General features: G+C 46.0%; 24 protein-coding genes. 17 read left to right on the top strand and 7 right to left on the bottom strand.

The features are described from left to right. The first annotated feature begins 27 nt into the window (after positions 1–27). The 5 genes from BLV33_RS17150 (at position 28) to BLV33_RS17130 (ending at position 4,759) form a co-directional block, all read left to right on the top strand. Positions 28–1,059, top strand: coding sequence for an ArsR/SmtB family transcription factor (locus BLV33_RS17150; protein WP_090794313.1), 1,032 nt, complete (start codon positions 28–30; stop codon positions 1,057–1,059). Between the two features lie 13 nt (positions 1,060–1,072). Next, positions 1,073–1,882, top strand: a complete 810-nt coding sequence (locus BLV33_RS17145) for an ABC transporter permease (RefSeq protein WP_090794310.1) — start codon at positions 1,073–1,075, stop codon at positions 1,880–1,882. Positions 1,883–1,894: 12 nt separating this feature from the next. Beyond that, positions 1,895–2,917, top strand: coding sequence for an ABC transporter ATP-binding protein (locus BLV33_RS17140; protein WP_090794307.1), 1,023 nt, complete (start codon positions 1,895–1,897; stop codon positions 2,915–2,917). Next, positions 2,892–3,704 carry an ABC transporter permease gene (locus BLV33_RS17135; RefSeq protein ID WP_171909189.1) on the top strand — a complete coding sequence of 271 codons (813 nt, stop codon included), beginning with the start codon at positions 2,892–2,894 and terminating at the stop codon, positions 3,702–3,704. The genes BLV33_RS17140 and BLV33_RS17135 overlap by 26 nt, the downstream gene beginning before the upstream one ends. Before the next feature lie 413 nt (positions 3,705–4,117). After that, a complete protein-coding gene (locus BLV33_RS17130) occupies positions 4,118–4,759 on the top strand; it encodes a response regulator transcription factor (protein ID WP_090799007.1) in 642 nt (213 codons plus the stop codon). Positions 4,760–4,813: 54 nt separating this feature from the next. On the opposite strand, the gene BLV33_RS30475 is transcribed toward BLV33_RS17130, so the two are convergent. Further along, on the bottom strand, positions 4,814–5,452 hold the full coding sequence (locus tag BLV33_RS30475) for a C40 family peptidase (protein ID WP_090794302.1): 639 nt from the start codon (positions 5,450–5,452) through the stop codon (positions 4,814–4,816). Between the two features lie 194 nt (positions 5,453–5,646). Between BLV33_RS30475 and BLV33_RS17120 the strand changes: the two genes are divergently transcribed. The 4 genes from BLV33_RS17120 (at position 5,647) to BLV33_RS29380 (ending at position 8,663) form a co-directional block, all read left to right on the top strand. Further along, positions 5,647–6,333 (top strand): spore coat protein, encoded by a 687-nt coding sequence (locus BLV33_RS17120; protein WP_090794299.1) that lies wholly within the window; start codon positions 5,647–5,649, stop codon positions 6,331–6,333. 159 nt (positions 6,334–6,492) lie between these two features. Continuing rightward, a complete protein-coding gene (locus BLV33_RS17115; RefSeq protein WP_090794297.1) occupies positions 6,493–7,503 on the top strand; it encodes a phosphotransferase in 1,011 nt (336 codons plus the stop codon). Beyond that, positions 7,473–8,405 carry a phosphotransferase gene (locus tag BLV33_RS17110; RefSeq protein WP_090794293.1) on the top strand — a complete coding sequence of 311 codons (933 nt, stop codon included), beginning with the start codon at positions 7,473–7,475 and terminating at the stop codon, positions 8,403–8,405. Before BLV33_RS17115 ends, BLV33_RS17110 begins: the two co-directional genes overlap by 31 nt. Positions 8,406–8,507: 102 nt before the next feature. Continuing rightward, complete coding sequence (locus BLV33_RS29380) at positions 8,508–8,663, top strand: hypothetical protein (RefSeq protein ID WP_171909188.1); 156 nt, start codon at positions 8,508–8,510, stop codon at positions 8,661–8,663. Between the two features lie 69 nt (positions 8,664–8,732). Here the strand turns inward: BLV33_RS29380 and bshB2 are convergent, their stop codons facing one another. The 4 genes from bshB2 to argH are packed head-to-tail and all read right to left on the bottom strand — an operon-like array spanning position 8,733 to position 12,345. Beyond that, a complete protein-coding gene (bshB2, locus tag BLV33_RS17105) occupies positions 8,733–9,413 on the bottom strand; it encodes a bacillithiol biosynthesis deacetylase BshB2 (protein WP_090794290.1) in 681 nt (226 codons plus the stop codon). A 22-nt stretch (positions 9,414–9,435) separates the two neighbouring features. After that, entirely contained in the window at positions 9,436–9,786 is a 351-nt protein-coding gene (locus BLV33_RS17100; protein ID WP_090794287.1) for a YojF family protein, read from the bottom strand. Positions 9,787–9,802: 16 nt separating this feature from the next. Then, positions 9,803–10,837: an N-acetylglucosamine kinase gene (locus BLV33_RS17095; RefSeq protein WP_171909187.1), complete on the bottom strand. Its 1,035-nt coding sequence runs from the start codon at positions 10,835–10,837 to the stop codon at positions 9,803–9,805. After that, a complete protein-coding gene (gene argH, locus BLV33_RS17090) occupies positions 10,837–12,345 on the bottom strand; it encodes an argininosuccinate lyase (protein WP_090794283.1) in 1,509 nt (502 codons plus the stop codon). The genes BLV33_RS17095 and argH overlap by 1 nt, the downstream gene beginning before the upstream one ends. Before the next feature lie 385 nt (positions 12,346–12,730). Between argH and BLV33_RS17085 the strand changes: the two genes are divergently transcribed. From BLV33_RS17085 to BLV33_RS17060, 6 genes are all read left to right on the top strand, one after another. Further along, positions 12,731–14,053: an extracellular solute-binding protein gene (locus BLV33_RS17085; protein ID WP_171909186.1), complete on the top strand. Its 1,323-nt coding sequence runs from the start codon at positions 12,731–12,733 to the stop codon at positions 14,051–14,053. A gap of 111 nt (positions 14,054–14,164) precedes the next feature. Further along, a complete protein-coding gene (locus tag BLV33_RS17080; protein WP_090794277.1) occupies positions 14,165–15,106 on the top strand; it encodes a carbohydrate ABC transporter permease in 942 nt (313 codons plus the stop codon). A gap of 13 nt (positions 15,107–15,119) precedes the next feature. Continuing rightward, positions 15,120–15,944 carry a carbohydrate ABC transporter permease gene (locus BLV33_RS17075; RefSeq protein WP_090794275.1) on the top strand — a complete coding sequence of 275 codons (825 nt, stop codon included), beginning with the start codon at positions 15,120–15,122 and terminating at the stop codon, positions 15,942–15,944. Between the two features lie 27 nt (positions 15,945–15,971). Then, complete coding sequence (locus tag BLV33_RS17070; RefSeq protein WP_253187093.1) at positions 15,972–16,904, top strand: amidohydrolase family protein; 933 nt, start codon at positions 15,972–15,974, stop codon at positions 16,902–16,904. A 56-nt stretch (positions 16,905–16,960) separates the two neighbouring features. Then, positions 16,961–18,085, top strand: coding sequence for an ROK family transcriptional regulator (locus tag BLV33_RS17065; RefSeq protein WP_171909185.1), 1,125 nt, complete (start codon positions 16,961–16,963; stop codon positions 18,083–18,085). 20 nt (positions 18,086–18,105) lie between these two features. Continuing rightward, positions 18,106–19,374, top strand: coding sequence for an MFS transporter (locus BLV33_RS17060; RefSeq protein WP_171909184.1), 1,269 nt, complete (start codon positions 18,106–18,108; stop codon positions 19,372–19,374). Positions 19,375–19,603: 229 nt separating this feature from the next. On the opposite strand, the gene BLV33_RS29375 is transcribed toward BLV33_RS17060, so the two are convergent. Then, the gene (locus tag BLV33_RS29375) at positions 19,604–19,744 is read right to left on the bottom strand and encodes a hypothetical protein (protein ID WP_171909183.1); all 141 of its coding nucleotides are present in this window, start codon (positions 19,742–19,744) and stop codon (positions 19,604–19,606) included. Next, a complete protein-coding gene (gene coaW / locus BLV33_RS17055) occupies positions 19,741–20,577 on the bottom strand; it encodes a type II pantothenate kinase (protein ID WP_139305763.1) in 837 nt (278 codons plus the stop codon). The genes BLV33_RS29375 and coaW overlap by 4 nt, the downstream gene beginning before the upstream one ends. Positions 20,578–20,879: 302 nt before the next feature. Between coaW and BLV33_RS17050 the strand changes: the two genes are divergently transcribed. Both BLV33_RS17050 and BLV33_RS17045 read left to right on the top strand, forming a co-directional pair. After that, positions 20,880–21,800, top strand: coding sequence for a polysaccharide deacetylase family protein (locus tag BLV33_RS17050; RefSeq protein WP_253187092.1), 921 nt, complete (start codon positions 20,880–20,882; stop codon positions 21,798–21,800). Positions 21,801–21,951: 151 nt separating this feature from the next. Continuing rightward, positions 21,952–22,245, top strand: coding sequence for a phasin family protein (locus BLV33_RS17045; RefSeq protein ID WP_090794265.1), 294 nt, complete (start codon positions 21,952–21,954; stop codon positions 22,243–22,245). Positions 22,246–22,247 lie beyond the last annotated feature (2 nt).

The raw sequence follows: 22,247 nt of genomic DNA, 5'->3' as shown, positions 1-22,247 counted from the left end.
AATTGGAGGCGAACCAGCATTCAGCATGTGAAAGACTTTATAAAGAAAAAAACGAGTGTATGTATTTCCGAGTACAACGAGATGCTGTGCAGCTTGCATGTCTTACAGCGTCCTGAACATCACGCATATAGATTAGAATGGTCGCGCGAGGTGCAGAGAAATCTATCGCCTGACTTTCTGAAGCAACTGCAAGATTTTGGAGGTCTAACAAATGAGTGGCTTTCTTTGCTGGATTTCAGGTTAAATGATGGTGGGAAGCACACGATCGAGGAATGGATTGGATCTCTTAATCGGTTGCCCGACGCTGAATTCATTGTACTGATCTTTAATCAGGAATACACGCTGGGGCAAGTAATTCTCTGGCTCCAAGGTCGCAACGAGCAAGAGTGGAAGCAACTTCTATCGGAGCGTAAAAGAGAAGCGCTTCTCCATCCAGCTAGGGAACGCAAGCGGATAACAGACTTTTTACTCGCGTATGTGGAGCTTGTTTTTAAGAAGGAATGGTATGAGATTCGGCCTTGGTTGGTGCGGGCTGAGCGAGATTTTTACGATCAATTAAGTCAAGCACCCCTAAAAGTGATGGAACAGCTGCATCCGCGTTTGTTTTTCAAGCAAGATGCGGTATATGCCCAGAAGGCGAAGCTGTACCGCTGGCCATATCAAGGACTTAAAAGAATTGATATTCGGCCGTCAACCTTTGTTCATCCTCATCTTTTATTGGTTGAATCGGATGGTGTTCTCTCGCTGCCGCTGGCAGTTGAAGTGCCGGGTGTGAGTAAAAACGAGGAAGTGCCGATCGATCTGCAACGGATGTTCAAGGCTCTCTCAGACAGCACACGGTTGAAAATTGTGCGTTCACTGTTTCACCAGCCACACTGTACGCAGCAGCTCTCGCATATTCACGGCATTTCGGAAGCAGCGGTGTCGAAACATTTGAAGCAGCTCATGGAGACGAAGTTTGTGACGTCAGAGCGTAGAGGTAATTACATGTTTTATAAGCTGGAGTCTAGCGAAATGGAAATGGTAATCGTCTATTTGCGTAATTTCCTAGAACAATGAGAGGGTGATATTCATGTGGCAAACAATCAAAGCGACGATCATACGCAATCAAATCGCAAATATGAGGGCTTACCCCTGGTCGTTTACACTTGGCCATATTCTAAGCGGGTTATACGTGGTATTGACTTCGTTCTTCGCCTATCATTTTTTAATTCAAAAGCAAATTGATCATCGATTTATTCAATATACCGGGAGCAGCGATTATTTGACGTTTGCTGTGATCGGGGGGTTGCTGAATAGTATCTCCGTATCGGTCATGATGAACGTGTCTCGTGCACTGATTACTGAATGGCGGGAAGGGACACTGGAAGCACTGCTGCTGGCCCCCTCTCGTCGCACAGGGTATTTGATTGGAACAGGTATTCAGCAGCTATTTCGCGTAGGCTTGGAAGTTGTTCCTGTCGTCTTCATAGGGTTATGGATCGGAATGAAGGTACCTGAAGCGAACTGGGTGTCGGCTTTTCTCGCCATACTGCTCTTCTTATTCGCATGTTTTTCAATGGCGCTTGTGTTAGGAGCTGTAATGCTTAGTACAAGAGATACTTACATTGTGCAAAATACGCTTTTTTCCATTTTACTGCTCATTTGCGGATTTCAATTTCCTACTCAGTATTTACCACAATCTCTGCAGTGGTTCGGTGACTTGTTTCCGTTAAAAGGAGCGCTGCAGCTGCTTCGGGACAGTCTTATGACTGGAACTCCAATATGGGAGCGGTCTCAAGAGACAGGTATGGTATGCACGCTCTGCCTGATTTTTACGACTATTGGTCTGATCGGCATCAAGCGTGCGGAACGGTTTGTATTTGAACGACACATGGCTTAGGGGGCTGGCGAAATGATTAAAGTTGACGATGTGACAAAAGTGTACGAGCAAACGAGGAAGATCGGCTGGTTCAAGAAGGTGAAGGAGAACAAGGTAGCCGTAAACCGCTTAACGCTGGACTTGCATCCCGGAGAGATCGTAGGCTTGCTTGGCCTCAATGGTGCGGGGAAGACTACGACGATTAAGATGCTGTCAACGTTGCTGGCTCCGACAAGCGGGACAATCACGATCGACGGAGAGGATATCGAGGGAAATCGCCGAGCTATACAGAGTAAAATTAACATGATTGCCGGTGGTGAGCGGATGCTGTATTGGCGGCTCACAGGCCGGGAGAATTTGCACTATTTTGGGCGTATGTATGGGCTGTCGGAAGCCGTAACTATGAGCCGAAGCGAGGCATTGCTTGAGGAAGTTGGCTTATCGGATGCAGTTGATATACCGGTGGAAAAATATTCAAAGGGAATGAAGCAGCGTCTGCAAATCGCTCGCGGGTTGATGAACGATCCCAAATATTTGTTTTTGGATGAACCGACACTTGGGCTTGATGCCCCAATTGCCCGGCACCTGCGGAAAATGGTGAAAGAGTTAGCTGTGAAGAAGGGGAAAGGGATATTGCTGACGAGCCACTATTTGCAAGAAGTCGAAGAGCTCTGCGACCGGGTCTATGTGATTAATCGCGGGCAGCTCATGCTTGCAGGCACAACGCAAGATATAGTGCGTCAAACGTCGGGGGATCAGATCGTTCAGATTCAAGTAGAACGCTGGCGAGAAGAGATCCAGAGCGCAATGTCGTTAGAAATGCGATTACCCATGGAGGCGATTTCAGTTGATCCACAATCTGACGACGGTTCGGGTACGCGCTTAATCATCAAAACGAATTCTGCTGATCTCTTAGTTCCACGTCTGTTGACATGGTTGGTTGAACGAGGGATGAACATTACTGGGCTCAGTACGGAGAAGCCTACGCTGGAAGATGCGATTATTCGGCTTTCGGAGGGAGTGGAACAGGATGAACGTATTCTGGCAAACGCTTAGGGCTGAATTAATCAAACAGCGAAGCGACTCATTTAAAGGACGTATGGTTTTTTTCTCGTTGCTGCTTTGGCCCGCATTAATGTTTGTTTCCGCCTACTTCGCTATGAAGCCTTACAGGAATGGCGCAGGTTCTGCGATTAGCCAGTTTATACCGGGTGGCAACGTCAGCTTGTTTTTACTCAGCGGGTTCCTTATTTTCCAACTGTTTTGGACGGTGGTGCAATCAGCATGGACGTTCGAAAGAGAGAGGCAAATGGGAACGCTGGAGCTTGTATGGTTAACTCCTGCCTCGAAAATGGCATTTTTATTCGGAAGATCGATATATGCGCTGTTAAGTGGCATGTGGATGTTTGTTATATTCTCCGTTCTTATATTTGTGTTCGTTGCTGATTTTGACAAAGTATTGTGGGGATATTTTGCCTTCTCCCTTGTTTTGGCGTTAATTTCCGCGCTCGTTTGGGGTGTATTCTTGTGCTCCATCTGTCTATTTTCGCGTGATTCCAGTTTCATCTACTACATCTTCCAAGATCCTATGAGCCTGTTCGGGGGTGTACGTATTCCAATAACGGTCTTCCCAATTTGGGCTAAAGTATGTTCATTCTTTTTCCCGGTGACTTATAGCTTGTTTCTGTTGCGGGAAGCGATCGGCGGTAGTATCAGCGGGGCCTGGTGGGATATGGCATTAGCGCTGATGGTTCTAAACGCCGGAATAATCATAGTAACGATCCGCATCTTGGTGAAGGCTGAAAGCTACGCGCGTCGGAACGGAAGTTGGACGTTGTTTTAAAAGTTGATATACCGCCATAAAATTCATAGAGGCGCTCTCAGCGCACGCCATTGGGGCCACCAATTGGTTTAGGACAGCAAGAAAAAAAGCTTCAACTGAAAAAAAGAACATGAAGCTTGGACTCTTCATGTTCTTTGTACATTCTATTGATCCTTTACGCATTCACGGCTTCATCAGCAGCTCGATCCGCTGATTTCACTGCAGATGTTTTTAATTTATTGGCCCAGATGCTGTAGATCTCCGGTAGCAAAGGCGGCATTGGCCTTATCTCCATCCGGGAAAGGGCCGCCGAATTGGGTGGTCACTGCACCATAGAGGGACTTGAAGGCGGGGGCACAAGGGTTTTGGCCGTATTGCCCTTGCAAGGATAGATGAGGTGAGAATAGCCGTGAAGGGGATCGATTATTTTGACTATGAAAATCATCATCGCGGATGACCATCCACTGTTTCGCGGAGGAGTCCGAAATTTGCTCAGAACGACCGAGGATTTGGAGGTTGTGGGGGAAGCTTCCTCCGGGGACGAAGCATTGGAGCTGGCGGAACAATGCCAGCCTGATTTGATCTTGATGGATATTCGCATGCCCGGACTGAACGGGATCGAGGCCACGAGGTTGATTAAAGAGAAGCATCCGCATATCGAGGTGTTAATTCTTACCATGTTCCGCGACGATCAGTCGGTCTTTACCGCCATGCGCGTCGGGGCCAAGGGCTACGTGCTGAAGGATGCCGACGAAGTTGAGCTGCTGGAGTCCATCCGCATGGTGGGCAGCGGCGGAGCTGTATTCAGCTCGGATATCGCGGCACGGATGATGCATTACTTTTCGGCGCCGAAGCTGGCGGATACCGCCGAGCACCCTGCTTTGGCCGAGCTGTCCAAGCGGGAGCTGGAGATTCTGGAGCGTATCGCCGAAGGGGAAACGAACGCGCAAATCGCCTTACGCTTGCATATCAGCTCGAAAACCGTAGCCAACAACGTGTCTACGATTTTGAACAAGCTGCAGGTCGTGGATCGCAACGAGGCCAGGAAGCTTTTGAAGGAGTCTCGGGAGATTTGATTACATAAAAGAAGAGAATGCTGGTCATGACCAGCATTCTCCTCTTTTTTTATCTTAATTAATGAGACGGCGAGCACCCCAATAATGCGTATCATAGTAAGGAGTACCGAAAAAGGTACTGATTTTAACTTCCCTGGTTCCCATGGTACCTGCTTGAAGAACCTTGTTATTTCCCAGATAGATGGCTACATGAGAAACACCGCTCGTATAGGTTCCTTGCAAAAAGACAAGATCACCCTTACGAAGCTCACTCTTACTGACCGGTGTTCCCATTTGACTGAGCAACGCAGAGGAATGCAGAAGATTAAAGCCGTATTGATTGAACGCATATTGAACAAACCCCGAGCAATCAAAAGCAACCCCTGGCGTGCTTCCGCCAAAAACATAAGGCACTCCAAGCTGCTTCATCCCGGTTGCTATGATGGCATCTGCTTTGGTTTCCCAGCTCTGTTTTTGTGAAGAACCATTAGGAATCTGGACAACAACGCCGTTGTAGATATTACGTGGATCCACATTCGGATTGGCTGCTTGCAAAGCTGCCAGATTCACATTAAATTTTTGAGAAATGGTCCAGAATGTATCTGTGTCTGTGGCCTTGTATGTACTGGATGATGTGGTTGAAGCTGATGCTGTAACGGCTCCGCTGGATAGGATGCTTAGGGACAATAGGGTTGATAGAATGACTTTCTTCATTGAATACCTCCCAGATGTTAGTTTTGTTTCATATTTATTCTAGCAGAAAATGATATAACCTGATTACCAGTAAATGTTGGAAAATTCCTTTTGTACATAAAATGGAGGCAAGCCAGCTGAGAGGAATTTGTGCATATTTGGAAAAAGAATGGGAATAGTAAACTTTGGAAATAAAAAAACAAAGGAGGAGTCCAATGTCTTTCGGTGCTCACGAAACAATGGAAATGCACGAAGTGTTAATGGAAAAAATCAATGCAATCACCCACTTTAACCTGTATGCCAAACAAGCCAAAAACCCTCAGCTGCAGGACATGATTATGCGCCATCAGCAGGAAGAGATCATGTCGTACAATGAAATCGTGTCTCTTTCACGCGGTAACGGCCAGTTTAACCCGATTCCTCCCAATACGATGATCAGTGGGATCAGCCAGCAGCGGATTCAGTATGGCTTGCTCAATCCTCCGCAGTTTGCGCCGCAATCCGACTCTGACCTGAGCGATAACGAAATTGCCATTGCGATGCTGTTATGCCACAAAAACGGAGCTAGAAATAGCACATGGGCGACCCTGGAATGTGCCGATCCGAATCTTCGTCGTACGCTGTTAAACAGTGCAGCTACTTGCACCCATCAGGCTTATGAGGTATTCCTCTTCATGAACGAACAGGGGTTGTACCAGGTTCCTACGCTGAACAGCCGAACGGCTGAAAATTTCCTTCAAAGCTACCAGCCGGCGAGCGGTTCCCTGGAGTCCCAATACGCCATACAAAATGGACTTAACAATGGATACTACGGACAATCCGGTTACGGCGGATCGATGAACAACAACATGAACAACAACATGAACAACAATATGAATTACCAAGGCTCGATGCATCAATAAACGGGTTTGCAAAGAAAAACCACTGGCTCGGATCTTCCGCCATCTTGCGGATTATTCGCGGACCCGTGGTTTTTTTATTCCACCAGACACCCTGTAAAAACTACAGAATAAACTATTTATCAATGGCTGTGCATGGCAATGGGATTGGAGGAGCATAGAGTGAAAAACCGTCACCATTATGCTATTTTTAAGCACATAACGACCCAATATGGACTGCGTCTTCGCCGAATAAAATCCTTTGATTCTATGTACAAGAAAAACGTGGTTTATCGTGCGTCGACAAATAAAGGGAAATTTTTAATCAAAGCTTTTTCCAACAGGATCTCGGATGGCAGAAGATTCAGCAAGGCAAAGCTCGTTTCGAATATCAAAAAATTGAAGAAATCGCATTACCCCTATATTGGTCGGTTTCTGACTACCAAGTCGGGTAGGTATTACGTGAATACCAATAAAAAGTCCTATTATATGATGGAATGGGTTAAGGGGCACCCTATGCAAAAAGATCCCAATCATTATGAAAAGTTGGGCAAGGCTCTGGCCAATCTTCACACCTCATACAAGGATAGCCATGATTCCGTATCTTCTTTTACCAAAAGACAAATTAAATGCTTTGAAATTGAAAGCCGACTCTTTCAGCTCAGGCTTAAGCTTATCAAGAAGATGAAAGCGACTTCCTCCAGGTGGTTCAAAGAACATGGCAAGCAATGTATCGGATTGGCCAATGAAGCCTGGGAAATCATCAAAAAGCCGGAGGTACAACACGTGTTGTCCGAGGAAAAGAAGCACCCGGCACTCATACATGGAGATGTGACAATCCCCAATATTGTGGTTCACTCAAGTAAACTGTTTCTGATAGACTGGGATAGTTTAAGGAAAGGCTCCGCCTATTATGAAATAGCCAAAACTCTTTCCAATACAGCCGGCTATAAGCCGGAGCTTTTAGAAGCGCTATTGCAGGGTTATGAAAAAATAAAGCGCTTAAGCCCGGGTGAACGTTTGCTGATCAGTGCCTTATTTCGTTTTCCGCGTGAAGCCTGGAATGAAGCCAGAAATTTGGCATATGGGAGGAAGACGAGGGGGTTTGATATATTAAAAGGGTCGTGGAATGACCGCTTGGATTGTATCAAGAAGCTGGATCAATGGGCTTACAGCAGCTCTCCGTCGCCATGATGATCACAGACGCCGATCTCGAACAAGAATTTGGCATCCATATTTTGAAGCAGGTAAGAGTTCGTGACGTGTTCCAGATTCATACCCTGGAGCATGGAGTTCTTTGTTTGAAAAGCTACGCTATTTCCGAGCCGGAAATAGACATGATTGTCCAAGTCATGCTGCATTTAGCAGAAAATGGCTTTTTACAGGGGCCAAGGATTCATTTTACACTTAGCGGATGTCCCTGGATAACAAGAGACGAAGTCCATTACATGCTGACCAACTGGGTGATCGGAGAGAATCCCGATTTTGGGGAGAGAAAGCTTTTTAAAAAAGCGATACGTCTACTTGCCCGATTTCATTCCATTGCCCAAAGCTTCCCAGCAGAGCATACTGCGGAAGAAAGAATCAAATTTCATAAACTCCAAAAGCGCATAACGGCCTCTCGAGACATGTTGGCTGAACAACAGGGGATGGAGCGATTTGTTTCCCTGTGCAATAAGGCAATGAAGCATCTGGACAATCCGATCATGGTAAAGGCGCTCACCAAGGAGCAAGACGACAGGGCATTCGTCCATGGGGATTACAATTATCCTAATCTTGTCCTGGATACGTCGGGCACCCTGCATATGATTGATTTTGAAAACACGTCCTTGCATGTGCGCATGGAGGATTTTTCTCATATGCTGCATCGTAATTACCCCTGGCAAGGTAAAGAAATATGTCACTGGATCGAGTATTACGACCGCAAGCGTCCGTTAAGCAATGAAGATTTGCACATCCTGTACACACTGCTGCTTGTGCCTTATCCCATTATCCGCTCCTTGAAAAGCCATAACCGGAATACGCTTGCCAGAATGGCTCTTCCTTCAAAAAAACAGGTCAGAACTTACAGAAAAGAATTAAAGAGTCTGTTGTGAAAGGAATTTTTATCAAAAATCAGGGTACTCATCCAAGCCATTTTATGCTTCGGTGCATTTATTAAAATGTATCCATTAAATGATTGAAAGGAGTACATGCAGATGGAAAATAAATTTAAAAAACGCGCTAAACAGGCCAGAATGGATTTCAAATTAGTAAAGGACAAGAAATTAGGGAAAGGCTTAATCAAAGTAGTAAGAGGTCTTAAACTAATTAACCGTAAATTGGATGCCATTATTAAAAAAGTAAGTCATTGATGATGCTTGTCTGAGGTATGGATAATGGGCTGCCTTCATCACATTTGAGATGAAGGCAGCTTTTGTAGATTAAAGCACCTCCGGCCATTGATAAGTCCAATATTTCTCTATCATTTGTGAAGCAAAAATTTCATTTTTCCGTTCGGGATGCTCGGCAAACTCTTGATCCAGTTTTTTCGTAAACACTTCCGACTGCGAACGATGGGCACGAAGGGCTGCCAACTTGCGGTCAAGCACACTGGAGACGTCCATAATGATGTTCGGGGGCCCCAGAACCTCCAAACAATTCTTGGAGAACGCAGAAGCGTAGATCTCCGGCCTTTGCTCCTTCGGCAGCCGCTGAATGGCGATGATCGTCGCCGCAGCGAGTGCATCATGATCAGGATGAACGCCGTGTTCGGGATAATAGGTATAAACACGGAAAGGGCGGATTTCCTGAATCACTTCAAAGATTCGGTCAGCGAGCTCTTCAGGGTCTTCGAACTGCAGAGTCTTATCGAGCATTCGCCATAAGCGAATATCCTGGATGCCAATCATGTCACAAGCGTCTTGCAGTTCCTTCTCGCGGATTAAGGACAGCGTTTCCCGATTCGCAAAAAACGGGTTACCCATCCGGCGGCCCATTTGTCCTGAAGTCGCACAAATTAGCGTAATCGGCACACCCGCCTGGGCATGCAGCGAAAGAGCACCGGCTTTACCGAACGTTTCATCGTCCGGATGCGGAAATACAGCCAATACAGGTTGAGTCATGAGATTTACTCCCCTCGGTTCATTAATTTTGAAAAGGGCGGTTACTGAGCTGGAGAGCAATCCCCAGTTGACCCTCTTGATCGTGTCCGGCAAGCAGCAATTGTTCACCCTCCATGACCTCGTAATCGGTTAATCCTTCGGCATACACCCATCCATCCTGCATCTTCAGTCCGACGCGAAACGGACCATTCCCCGTGATTTCACCACGATGGTATTTGATTTTGCCGTTGCGTATGTAAGCACACACGGACATGGCCTTCTCTCCCAGCAAGGAGGCATACGAGCCTGTGGTTGTCTCTAGATGAAGGTAAACCTCCTGGCCCAGGAATTGATTTAATTTTTCCTTTACATGCACTTTATCGATGGGCTGCATATTGCTTTCCAACCTCCTATGATTGATTGGCATCCGTCGAGAGCACGGGTTTCATCTGCGTCTGCCATTGAAGCAGCTCTTGCGCACAATTCGCCATTACTTCCTCTGAGGCACAATTCAGGCTGCGTAACCCGTAAAGCAGGGCACTGTAAATCGGTTCATTATAAGACTGAGTGACATGAAAATTCGTAAATTTTTTAGTGAGGTCATCCATCATTTTATAGATGACCAGCGTATCTTTCTGTAGGATGCCGCCTGCAATAACCATGTCAAACGGCGCTTTCTCAAGCTCCAATCGTTCAATGACCGTGGCGCATGCACTGGCCAAGTCGGTTCCCGCACGCTCAAGAATTGCGGATGCAGCGGAATCTCCAGAGTGTGCGAGCCGGAATACAACCGGGGCCAAGGAAGCTACCCGTTCGACTGTGTACGAATCCGAATAAACCCACGCCATCAATTCCGGGATCGTATGCAGCTGCAGCTCATGCAGGATCGCGTCGCGTAACCCGGATACCGGTTCACACCCATCGAAGGCTTTGATCATGTGCCTTAATGCTGACTGCCCTATGGCGTGTCCGCTTCCATCGTCACCGATGCGGTGTCCCCAACCCCCGACACGCGTTTGGCGTCCGTCGCTTGTTTTTCCGAGGACGATCGAGCCGGTACCGGAGACAACGATAATTCCGGGAGCTTCACCAATACTGCCAAGCAATGTAATCATACCATCGTTGTTTAAAACCAAAGTATCCGCTTGAACATTCGATTGGCGAAAGGCTTCTTTCACAAAGCTCTCAATGATGAGCTGGTCGTGCTCCGTATCAAGTCCAGCAATCCCGATGACAGCTTGTTCGACCCAAAGTCCCTGCCCTGATACGCTTGTAAGCTGATCCAGGACACCAGTCAGATTTTCACGTGCTTGTTTGACACCGACACTCTGATAGTTACAAGGACCGCCTTCCGCATAATGGACGATATGTCCATCCATGTTGCTGATGGCAGCTCGGCAGCTCGTTCCTCCGGCGTCAATGGCGAGTACCGGAACTCTTTTCATCAATACTGGCTCCATTCCCGTGTAATTTCGTTCAGGTTTTTGCTGGACGTTCTCAAATGTTCCGTCTGGGTGTCGAGCCAGGTGAGAGCGTTTTGCAGGGATTTTCTTCTTTCAGCGAGAGCTCTCTGCATCTCGGAGGGTGCAGGTCCCCCCGGTAATGTACGGATTTCAACAAAATGAACCGGATCCATAGCACGTGCGACCAATTCTGAAGAAATGTTCAGGGAATGTCCAACGACGGTTTGGGCAACCTCATCTACGAGATCACTGGTAACTTGGGAAGCGTCCAATTGACGAGAAAGGGCCTTCTTGACCACTGCGCTGGCAATGGAGTGCGCACTTCGGAAAGGAATGTTCTTTTCCCGCACAAGCGTGTCAGCTAACTCGGTGATGGTTGCAAAACTGCGTCTTGCACGTTCAAGCAATACTTCTTTATTCACTTCAAGCGTTCCAACAACTACGCCTAAAAGGCGATGAATCTGCTCCGACAATTTGAGACTGTGCCATAAATGGGGTTGTAAATCATCTTCGGTATCAACAATGTCTCCAAATGGTGTGTTGTGCAGCATATGTAAGACGGTAGTCGAAGTACCAACTCCGCTGGAGCTCAGTGATCGGATATGTTCAAGAGAGACAGGATTCCGCTTTTGCGGCATGATGGAACTGATTTGTACATAGGGATCGGCCACACGGATCGCAGAAAACTCCTGCGTCGACCAAAGCAGTAAATCTTGAACAAATCGGCCTAAACCAAGGAACGACAATTGTAAAGTAGTGGCAGCTTCACCAAGGTAGTCGGCGCCACCAATGGCATCATAGGAGTTCTCGACCAGACCGTTAAAGCCGAGCAATTCGGCTACACGAGAACGACTTATAGGGAATCCGGAGGTGGTTAAGGCAGCAGCACCGAGAGGACTGCAATTGCAAGTCACATAAGCAGCTTGAAAACGTTTAAAGTCGCGGCTCACGGAATCGAATACTGCAGTTAAATAATGGGCAAAGGTCATAGGTTGAGCTTGTTGGGTATGTGTATAGCCGAGCATAACCGTATCCACATGGTTATCAGCTGTATCCAATAGTGTCTGTAAGAAAGTACAAATGGATCGGAGTGTAGTCAACAGCTTTTCCCTCAGGGTTAGACGATACATCGCCACTCCCATGTCATTGCGGCTTCGAGCCAGATGCAAACTTCCGCCAATTTCTCCGGTTTGCTGCATAATTTGGCTTTCCACAAGAAAGAACAAATCTTCGAAGTTACCATCGTAAGGGGTCTCTTGAATTTGTGTTAAGTCGAGCGCTTGGATTGCGCGCATAATGTGAGCAGCCTGCTCGCGGGTGAGCAATGATTGTTCAACCAACATGATCAGGTGAGCTTTGTGAATAGCAATCATTGGGTCTAATAAGACATACTTCTGATTGTCGTAGGCAGGAGCTAATACAACTTCAGTATAGGTAGCACCTGGGAAGGAGTGTCCTTCACGGTCTAGAATGGTTTGTCTTACATTCATTGCTTTGCCTCCTCACAATTCGATTTTACGATCCATATAAAATAAATGATGTAGAACAAATGAACAGTTGCAAAATACTAACTTAATTAAGTTTATTAATTTAATAAGCTGTCCATCACCACACCGTTATTTTTATGAATATTTTATAGCGGATTGCTAATTACACAGACCATGTTATGCCTGAAAGCATGATTTGTCAATATTCAGAATCTTTGTATGATTGTAAAAAAATTATTAATTGACGGACTATTTTGAATAGATTATAATTTATCATGAATACGCTTTATTCGGAAAGTTTAGAAACTATGTAAATTGTTCGGGTGATCGATTTACAGGGGCAACATGTGGTGGAATGCATTTCAATTTTATTGGGGAGGTTTTTGCATTGGGCAAAGTTAAATTAGTCGCAGTATCTGCTCTGGCGTTATCGTTGTTAGCGGGGTGTTCCACTCCTAGTACTGATAAGGCTGCCAGCACAGACAAGGGTACCACGGATAAAGCCAGCACTGAAAAAGTAACCATTACGTATTGGCAGTACAGTTACCCGCAGAAAGTATCTTTAATCAAAAAATTGATCCCGGAATTTCAGAAACTGTACCCTAATATCACGGTTGAAACGCAGGACTTTCCTTACGATCAATACAACCAAAAGGTTACTGCTGCAATGAACGCCAAAAATGGTCCTGAAGTTATGAACCTGTTCTATGGATGGTTACCACAATATGTGCAGCAAGGGTATCTGCAACCGATTCCTGAAGGTTTCATGAGCACAGCAGATATTGATAAATATTACATACCGATGGTCAAAGACTCAAAAATAGATGGAAAGTATTACGCTTTACCAACAGCGGTGCGTTCTCTTGCTTTATTCTATAATAAAGATCTTTTCAAAAAGGCCGGATTGGATCCTAACAGCCCGCCAAAAACATGGGATGATCTGATCAGTCAAGCGCAAAAAATGACTATATACAAGGATGGAAAGCTAGAGCAAGAAGGCTTTGCTCCAGATGTAGGCGGTCAGGGATACCATGTTTTTGAAGAGGTTATGCTTCGTCAATGGGGAGTTACACCGTTTAGCAGCGACAATAAGAAGGTGCAGTGGAATTCGTCACCGCAAGGATTGGCAGCCTTCCAATATTTCATGGATATGTTCACCAAAGCGAAGATCGGAGAGCAAAACTTTAATACTGATTATGAGACTGCATTTAAATCCGGCAAAGCAGGCATGATCATTGACGGCTCATTCGCGATTCAGAACCTCAAGAAGGATACAGCTGCCGAGTGGGGAGTAACCACGCTGCCTACCAAAGATAAAGGCGGGATGGAGTCGAACTTCGGTTCCTATTGGGTTCATGGCATAGCCAAAGGTGTTTCCGGCGCGAAACTGGATGCTTCGCAGAAATTTATTAAATTCCTCATTTCTGCAGAAACCCAGAAGACTTGGTTAAAAGAAGTCGGCGAGCTGCCTGCTGCAGCTTCACTTTCCGATGATGCGTCGATTACGGCAGATCCGATCTACGGACCGTTTGTAAAAGGTCTGAAAGCCGCTCATGCGACTTATTTCGTAAATGAAAAAGATGAGAGACAAGCGATCATTGACGGAACCAATAAAATTTTGCTCAACAATGCTCCTGTCGAACAAACATTTAATGAACTGATCAAGAAGCAGCAAGAAATTCGCGATCAATATTTCAGTCAGGTCAAGTAATTCTACTCAATAGTTTAGCCGGGAACGAAGGGAATCAAGCCGCAGTAAAGGACTGATACCCTTCGTTCCGGTTTTTCCAACTAGATCATAATAGAAGGTGGTGGAGTAGCAGTGAAACGTGTATTCGCTGAATCCCCTGAAGAGAAATCGTCACATTTTGCTTTTACAAATCGTTTATCCCTACAAAATAAAAGGGCGCTGACTGCCTACACATTTTTGGCGATTCCACTCATTTTCTTCCTTGGGATTCGTATCGCTCCGACACTTTATGCGTTTGCGATGTCTTTTTTCAAGCAATCAGGCGCGGGATTTACCTTGGATAACTACCAGATGTTGTTTAAATCGAAGGATTTTTTGCGAGCCTTTACGAATACCATTTTATATGTGATTATTACTGTGCCTTGCCAATTGGCCATTGGAATCATCCTGGCACTAATGATTGGCAGGATTAAACGATTCAAAGGGTTCTACAGGACCATTTATTTTCTCCCGTATATCACATCAGCCGTAGCGATCAGTTGGGTTTGGCGTCTTATGTATAACCCTAACATGGGCTTTATCAATGTCATTCTCCATTCGCTTCATCTGCCCACTCACCAATGGTTGAGAAGTCCCAGTGAGGCACTCATGGCCGTAAGTATTGTGATTATATGGCAATCATCCGGTTATGCAACGCTCATCTCCATGGCGGGATTGGAATCCATTCCGAAGTCCTATTATGAAGCAGCAAGAATTGATGGAGCGTCCGGTTGGCAGCTATTCTGGAAAATCACCTGGCCGTTGCTCAACCCAACCTTTGTGTTTTTGTCGGTGACCGGCGTCATTGGCGCCCTGCAAACCTTCACGCAAATTGCCAACCTTACCGGAGGCAGCGGGGGTCAAGCAGGCGGACCGCTCAATAGCACCGTGAGTATCGTCGTTTATGTGTACAATGAAGGATTCAACAACTTCAATCTGCCGTTTGCGTCCACCGTAAGCGTTGTTTTGTTTGCATTGATTCTACTTGTGACTTTGGTTCAGATGAAGCTGATTAACAGGACTTATGAATATTAAAGGGGATGAGAGTATGCGAAAAAAGGTTGATGTAGCTGCAATCATCATCCATTTCGTTCTATGGATTGGAATTTTTGTGGTTGCGATGCCGTTCCTGTGGATGGTTCTATCATCGTTTAAAACCTTGCCCGAGTTTTATACATTCAGTTTTTGGCCCAAGAAGTGGTCATTGGATGCGTACCATACCATATTTGCAGAGACCAAGTACGTTCGCTGGTACGGAAACAGCTTTTTAATAGCGATTGTCTCCACTATAAGTAATTTGTTTTTTGCTTCACTCATTGGATATACGCTCGCGAAGCAGCAATTTAAAGGGAATAAATTGATTTTTGTTATCATCTTGAGCACATTGATGGTTCCTACCGAATTGCTTGTTATCCCTTGGTACGTCATGAGCAGTAATTTTGGGTGGACAGATACCTATTGGAGCATCATGTTTCCAGGATTGATTGAGGCTTTTGCCGTATTTTTGATGAGACAATTTATGCTCGGTATTCCGGACGACCTGTTAGGCGCTGCAAGGATAGATGGGATGTCGGAGTTCGGCATCTTTATTAAAGTCGTTCTTCCGCAAGTCACACAAGGCTTGGGGGCGCTTGCTATCCTATCTTTCCTCGGAAATTGGAACGCCTACCTTTGGCCGGTCATCGCTGTTTCGAAGGAAAGAATGCGCACGCTGCCTGTAGGGATGTCGTTATATTCGACTGGGGACGCCGGCGGTCTTCAGTGGAACATGATTATGGCGATGAGTACAATGGCTGTGATACCGATCCTCATTGTATACTTTATTTTCCAAAAACGAATTGTTGAAGGGATCTCTTTGACAGGACTCAAGTAATATGTTTATTTAAATAGGAAGCATGAGGTGAATGTCTTGATTAAGAATGTCATTGATATGCATGTGCATTTTCCTGCAAAGCAAGCACCTCGGCACCGTCAAGTGCCCCCGGCTATTCTGGAATACCAAAAGGCGCTTCGGGTGAAATGGCGTGAACAGTTTAAATTCGAGGAGCCCGAAAAGGAGCATCCCGGCGATGTAGTCCAGGAACAAAGATGGCTGAAGCAAATGGAAGATCACCAGCTGCAGCACGTCAACTTTCTGACAGGTGGCGGGAATGAAAAACTGGCAGCCCTCGTAAAAAGGCATCCGGATAAATTCACAGGCTTCGCTCACCACGACTTGTCAGAGGATGGAGCAACGGAAAAACTGCAGGTTGCCGTAGAACAATTGGGATTGCACGGCTACAAATGGTTTGGACCACTAATGAAGAAATCCTTTGATGCACCTGAGTTAAAATCTTTCTGGACTTACTTGGCTGATCGAAAACTGCCTTGTTTAATTCACTTTGGCGTTCTGGGAGGACCCGGCGGGGTCGTTCATCATCCTTATATCAATCCTCTGACCATGGCCAATGTCGTTCAAACTTACGTCGACATTCCGTTTATTTTCCCGCACTTTGGAGCGGGCTATTGGCAGGAGCTGCTGCATTTGGCTTGGTCCAGTCCGAACGTGCATGTGGATGGTTCGGGATCGAATGACTGGATTCGATGGATGCCGTATACGCTGACGCTGCAAAATTTGTTTCAGAAAGCATACGAAACGATAGGTCCGAGCAGAATCGTATTTGGCTCGGATTCCAGTGATTTTCCTCGTGGTTTTGCTAAGAGATACCTGGATTTACAGGAATCCGCTTGTCACAACATCGGGATACCCAAAGCAGATATGCAGTTAATGTTTGGAGGGAATGTAGCCCGAATCCTGCAGTTGAAAAACGCGAAACCGGTTATTATTGAGTAAAGGTGTCGGGAGTCAACGGACCGACGCCAAGCGTTTTGCGAATGAGGTGAATGGAATTGAATAATAAAAACAATGTGCTTGGAACACCCAATTTATTGCGGTTAGTCAACCGAAACTCGATTCTTTCGCTGCTTGAACAAATCGACGTCACCAGTCGCGCAGAATTGAGTTCAATATCCGGAATTAGTCCACCCACGGTTTCTGCAATCGTGAAGGAATTGTTCACCGAGGGATGGCTGCATAAAGCCGGCGATGGAGTTTCGCAGGGCGGTAAACCGCCGCAATTAATTAAATTGAATCCGGATGCCAGATACATCGGTGCCATTCAAATGAATCAAGACAAAATTCGTATCCGGATTACCAATTTGGTCGGCAAGGTTTACGCTGAAGAGCAGTACAAGTCCCACAAAGACGATGGCCAATCCATGAGTATCGAAACGGCTGATCGTTTGATGAAATTGATATCGGCGCAACAGATCGATCCGGAGCTCATGTTAGGCGTTGGCATCGCAGTGCCTGGTGTGGTGAATGCCCAGGGAATCGTCTCCAACGCTCCTGAGTTCGGTTGGAGTCGGGAGCCGATTAAACAGTATTTTTTGAAGCATCTTCAATTTCCCGTAGTCGTAGAGAATGATGTCAAATTAGCGGCGATGGGTGATGCTTGGAAGCGAAAATCTTTGTCGGGTGTCTCGGTTTATATACACCTCGACCGTGGAATTGGCGCCGGTATTTTAATTGACGGCAAGCTGTACAGGGGCTCGAACTTCGCAGCCGGTGAAATCGGCAACCTGATTGTGGATCCGTGCCAAATTCCGGCGAATCTATTTGAAAAGTCGGATCGGCTTGGTTTTTTCGAAGCCCATTATGGCAGTACGGCCCTCAGCTTAAGCAGCGAAAATTCCAATGAAGAAAACAACCGCCATGAGGATTCCATTATTAAGCATTTTGCATACGCCATTGTGAATGTGGCTGCTTTGTTAGATCCAGATACCATCGTGTTTGGGGGAATAATGACGTCTCGTATCGATAATTTCTTAGGCAAATTATTAAATGCTTTGTCAGGGTTGTTGACTCTAACTCCCAAGATGTACATCACTCCGCTGGGTGACGATGCCTGCTTATTTGGCGCTACCCGTGCAGTTATTGAAAACAAGGTACAGGTCACGTGGACAACGGTATAGACTAGCTCGGAGGTATGGGCGTGGAACCAGAAATTGCTGTCAATAATAGGAATCTGGAATTATTCAGGCCGATCCAGGTGTCACGTAACTTTACCGCACTGTGGATTGGCCAGTCTCTTGCAAATTTAGGCAGCGCCGTCTTGAACGTAGTTTTGCCCATCATTGCGCTTTCCTTGGGCGGGTCAACTTTAACCATTGGTTGGATGATGACACTGTTAATGATTCCCCAGGTCATTTTACTTCCATTTTCAGGTATCTTGGCCGATCGCTTGCCTCGCGTACCCATGATGATCATTACGGATTCGGTTCGCTTCATTTTATTGGGAATTGTTACCTTTTTAGCAGCAATGAATAGGATGACTCTCATGGATCTTTATCTGTTTGCCATCCTTTTTGGTGCGATGCAAGCTCTGTTTCAACCTGCTTATGCGGCGACTAGAGCTCAGATCTTCACCAAAGATATTCGCAATGCGGCTAATGCCTTAACGCAGGCTTCACAGCAGCTTGCCATGACGCTGGGTCCTTCTCTGGGCGGGCTCATTGTCGGATTCTCTTCCGGCGCTTTTGGTCTGGGAGTCAATGCGCTGGGATTTTTGGTTTCTACCTTAAGTCTGATGTATGTAAAAGTTCCTGTTCCTGTAATGGAGCAATCAGATACGCCTCAACCGAAAACCAAAATTTTCCAAAAACTACGAAATGAGCTGCTCAGCGGGTATTTTGAACTTCGTAAACATGATTGGCTGTGGGTCACCATTTTGGCGTTCTCGTTCATCAATATATTGGGCCGAGGGATGATCGTGGTTGTGCTGCCGTGGTTAATCAATATCCATTTGAATTTCCCGTCTTATATTTTCGGGATCGTATCTTCAGCGGCTGCCGTTGGTGCGTTGGTTATGTCTTTCTTATTCGGCAGCAGACGCACATGGAAACATCGCGGCATTTTGGCATATTTGGGAGTAGCGATATCAGCCGCGGCACTTGTCTGCCTTACTTTTGCTTCATGGATTCCCATGATTGTTGTCATTATGGCGATTCATGGAGCCGGGTATATGCTCTTTGGACTTATTTGGGAAGTCAGTTTGCAAGAATTGGTGCCGCATGAGGCTTATGGACGTGTGGTGAGTTTAGATATATTCGGTTCAATCGCGCTGCTTCCATTAGGTTACATCCTGACAGGCTGGCTCGCTGAAAACATTGGCGGCTTATGGACCATTGGGATAAGCTCCGCATTAGTCTTAATCATAGTTGCTTTTGCTCTCTCGTTTCCCGCTATTCGTAAGTTTGAATGAAACATTGTAACTATAGATTCGTTCATATTCATTTGAATGATACACCTCCATATGTCAATTGGCGGATTTGAGAGTTAGAACAAGTTGCAACTTCCCACGATGCCTAATGCGTTAAAGATACATACTCGGTTGGCAAGTCTTCGGATCCCTGAAAAGATGAAAAACATTCTTTCAGAAGCAGCGGCAGCAAGAATCTGTTCTGCAACGATGTTTTTCATGCTTCCAGAGGTCAAATAGGCCCAAATCTCGGCCAATCGTACCTTGGAAGCGTGTTTTTCATCGTTCCAGAGCGTACAAAAGTCGGGACTGCCGCAGGAAGAATGTTTTTCATTCTTCCTGCGGCAAGCGCCCAGCCTCTGTCCGTGTTCATGAAACTGCCGTACCCTTTGGAGTCATGCTGAGCAAAGCTCCGATCGCCCCGCTGTATTCTCCGTTCTGCAGAACCATCGGTATCGCACCCTTGATTTCTGTGTTTCGCACGACTACATCACCAAGAACATCATTACCTGCAAATGATGAGCCAATGAAGACGATGTTGGATACTCCATGCTGCTGTGCGGCGAGGATGCTGACCGTGGCTACCGTTTCGCCGACGAGACTCATGATCGAGGCAAGGAGATCCTCTGGTGACTGTTTCTCCGGGTGCTTCAGCACGTAACCGAAGTTGCTCGCTGTAAGGTCGCCAGGGATGGGCGGGACCGCTCCCTCATAGATATGGCTGACCTTCAGATCAACACGATCCGTTTTCCCCTGCTTCGCGAGCTGGATAATCTCCTCGTAATCATCAATTCCGGTGAGCAAAGAGGACAGCCCCAGTATGGTGCCGCCTCCAACGCCTGTTCCTCCAACGCGGGAATGGCCGTCTGGATGGATCCAGTGAATCGAAGTTCCCGTTCCCGCATTCGCCAAAATAAAAGATGGCAGGGCGATTCCCTGCTCACGAATTAGATACTGAACGCCATGGCAAGTTGCGTCAAATTCAATCATGGAACGCGTTTCATATCCCAGCATTGATTGAAATAAAAGGCTTTTCCCACCTGTTACGCAAAGGGATGCATTAGAAAATCGCTCCTTGATCCAAATCGCAGCGGCTTGCATGTGCGCCGTCGGCAGCTTGATCGTATGCAGTTGATTTTGATTCCAAAAAGCAAATTTAATCAGCGTGCCGCCAGCATCTATACCGAGAGGGATAACTGAAGTCATTCGAATTCCCGCTTTCAAGTAAATTAAATAACACCTTGTGCGATCATGTAGTCCGCCACTATTATGAAACCGGCAGCCTTGGCAAGCCCGAATAATACATCGCCCTTCAAGAATACTTCAATAGCTTCCAAAGTAAAAGGACCTTTGCTCTTCAATGAGTAGCTGGGTTGTCCGTACGGAAGGTAACCATTCTTTCAGGATCGACTATCCTGCTTAGTCGGACGATATGAATGTAAACTTGATTCTAAGGCTAATGCATGTTTATGATGAGTATGAGCAGTTTTTCTGAGGAGGCGGATACCTTGGCACGTCGACTAAACGGTTTGGCCTTCTTCCTTATTTTGGGTCTGCTTTCCGCTTGTGACAACAATAAATCTACTTCTATATCTAAGCCATCCCCATCCCCACCCACGACAGTAGCAACAGAAACAGCAACATCAACAGCAACATCAACAGCAACATCAACAGCAACATCAACAGCGATGGAAACGGCATCTCCCACAATTGACTCCAATTCTCTCAAGAAAAGCATTCTTCAACGCTACGATAAAATCAAACCCTTGCATTGGGGAGAGAATGTCCCTGGTGTACGATCCCGACTCCAAACCAAAGACAAAGTGATAGCAATTACCTTCGATGCTTGTGGAGGACCGGAAGGGAGCGGGTACGACCAAAAGCTGATAGATTTTCTCATTCACGAGAAGATCCCGGCTACTCTATTTATCAATGCCCGCTGGATAGATGCGAATCCAGAGCAGTTTTTGACATTGGCTCGCAATCCGCTCTTTGATATCGAGAATCATGGTTTTGAGCATCGTCCCTTGTCTGTGATTGGACAATCCGCCTATAAAATTCGAGGTACAAGGAATGTCAGCGAAGTCGTGGATGAAGTGCAAATGAATGAGGATAAAATCGAGAAGCTGACAGGTCGTCGTCCGCAATTTTTTCGCTCGGGTACTGCTTATTACGACGATGTAGCTGTTCATATCGCTCAGGATCTCGGACTTACTGTGGTGAATTACAGTATTCTTGGCGATGCTGGTGCCACCTTTAATACGCAGCAGGTTTATGATGCTTTGATGAAAGCAAAGAGCGGCTCCATCGTCATCGCCCATATGAATCACCCTGAAAAAGATACGGCCGATGGAGTCATCAAGGCAGTTCCGATGTTGAAAAAAGCTGGGTTTACCTTCGTTAAGCTTTCTTCTTACCCTTTGGAATAATCCCACGAATCTATAATTGGATTTATTCTATATTCGGGGACTATCACTTGTAAAGCTTTGTGTGGTTTTTGGTTTCATACATGCATACAGATAGAAATGTTCATATTATGGTTAATAAATTAGAAGAAGAATGAAGGAGGATTGTGCGAAAATGAGTGATTTGTTGAGAAAAGCATTCGCATTGGGGCTGGGCATTACAGCTGCAAGCAAGGAAAAGGTTCAGCAATTTGTGGATGAAATGGTTCTCAAGGGCGAGCTCGGCAAGAACGAATCCAGGGATGTAGTCAATGATTTGATCTCCAAAGGGGAAGAACAAAGGCTTGAACTTAAGCGGTTGGTACATGAACAAGTGAAGAAGGTATTGGCCGAGCTGGATGTGGCCACCAAACAGGATTTGCGTGAATTGGAGCAGAAGATCAATCCCCCTGGTCCGACTACCTTGTAGTC

Source organism: Paenibacillus sp. GP183, from assembly GCF_900104695.1.
Lineage (GTDB): Bacteria > Bacillota > Bacilli > Paenibacillales > NBRC-103111 > Paenibacillus_AI.
This window is presented reverse-complemented; position numbering and strand designations above follow the sequence as displayed.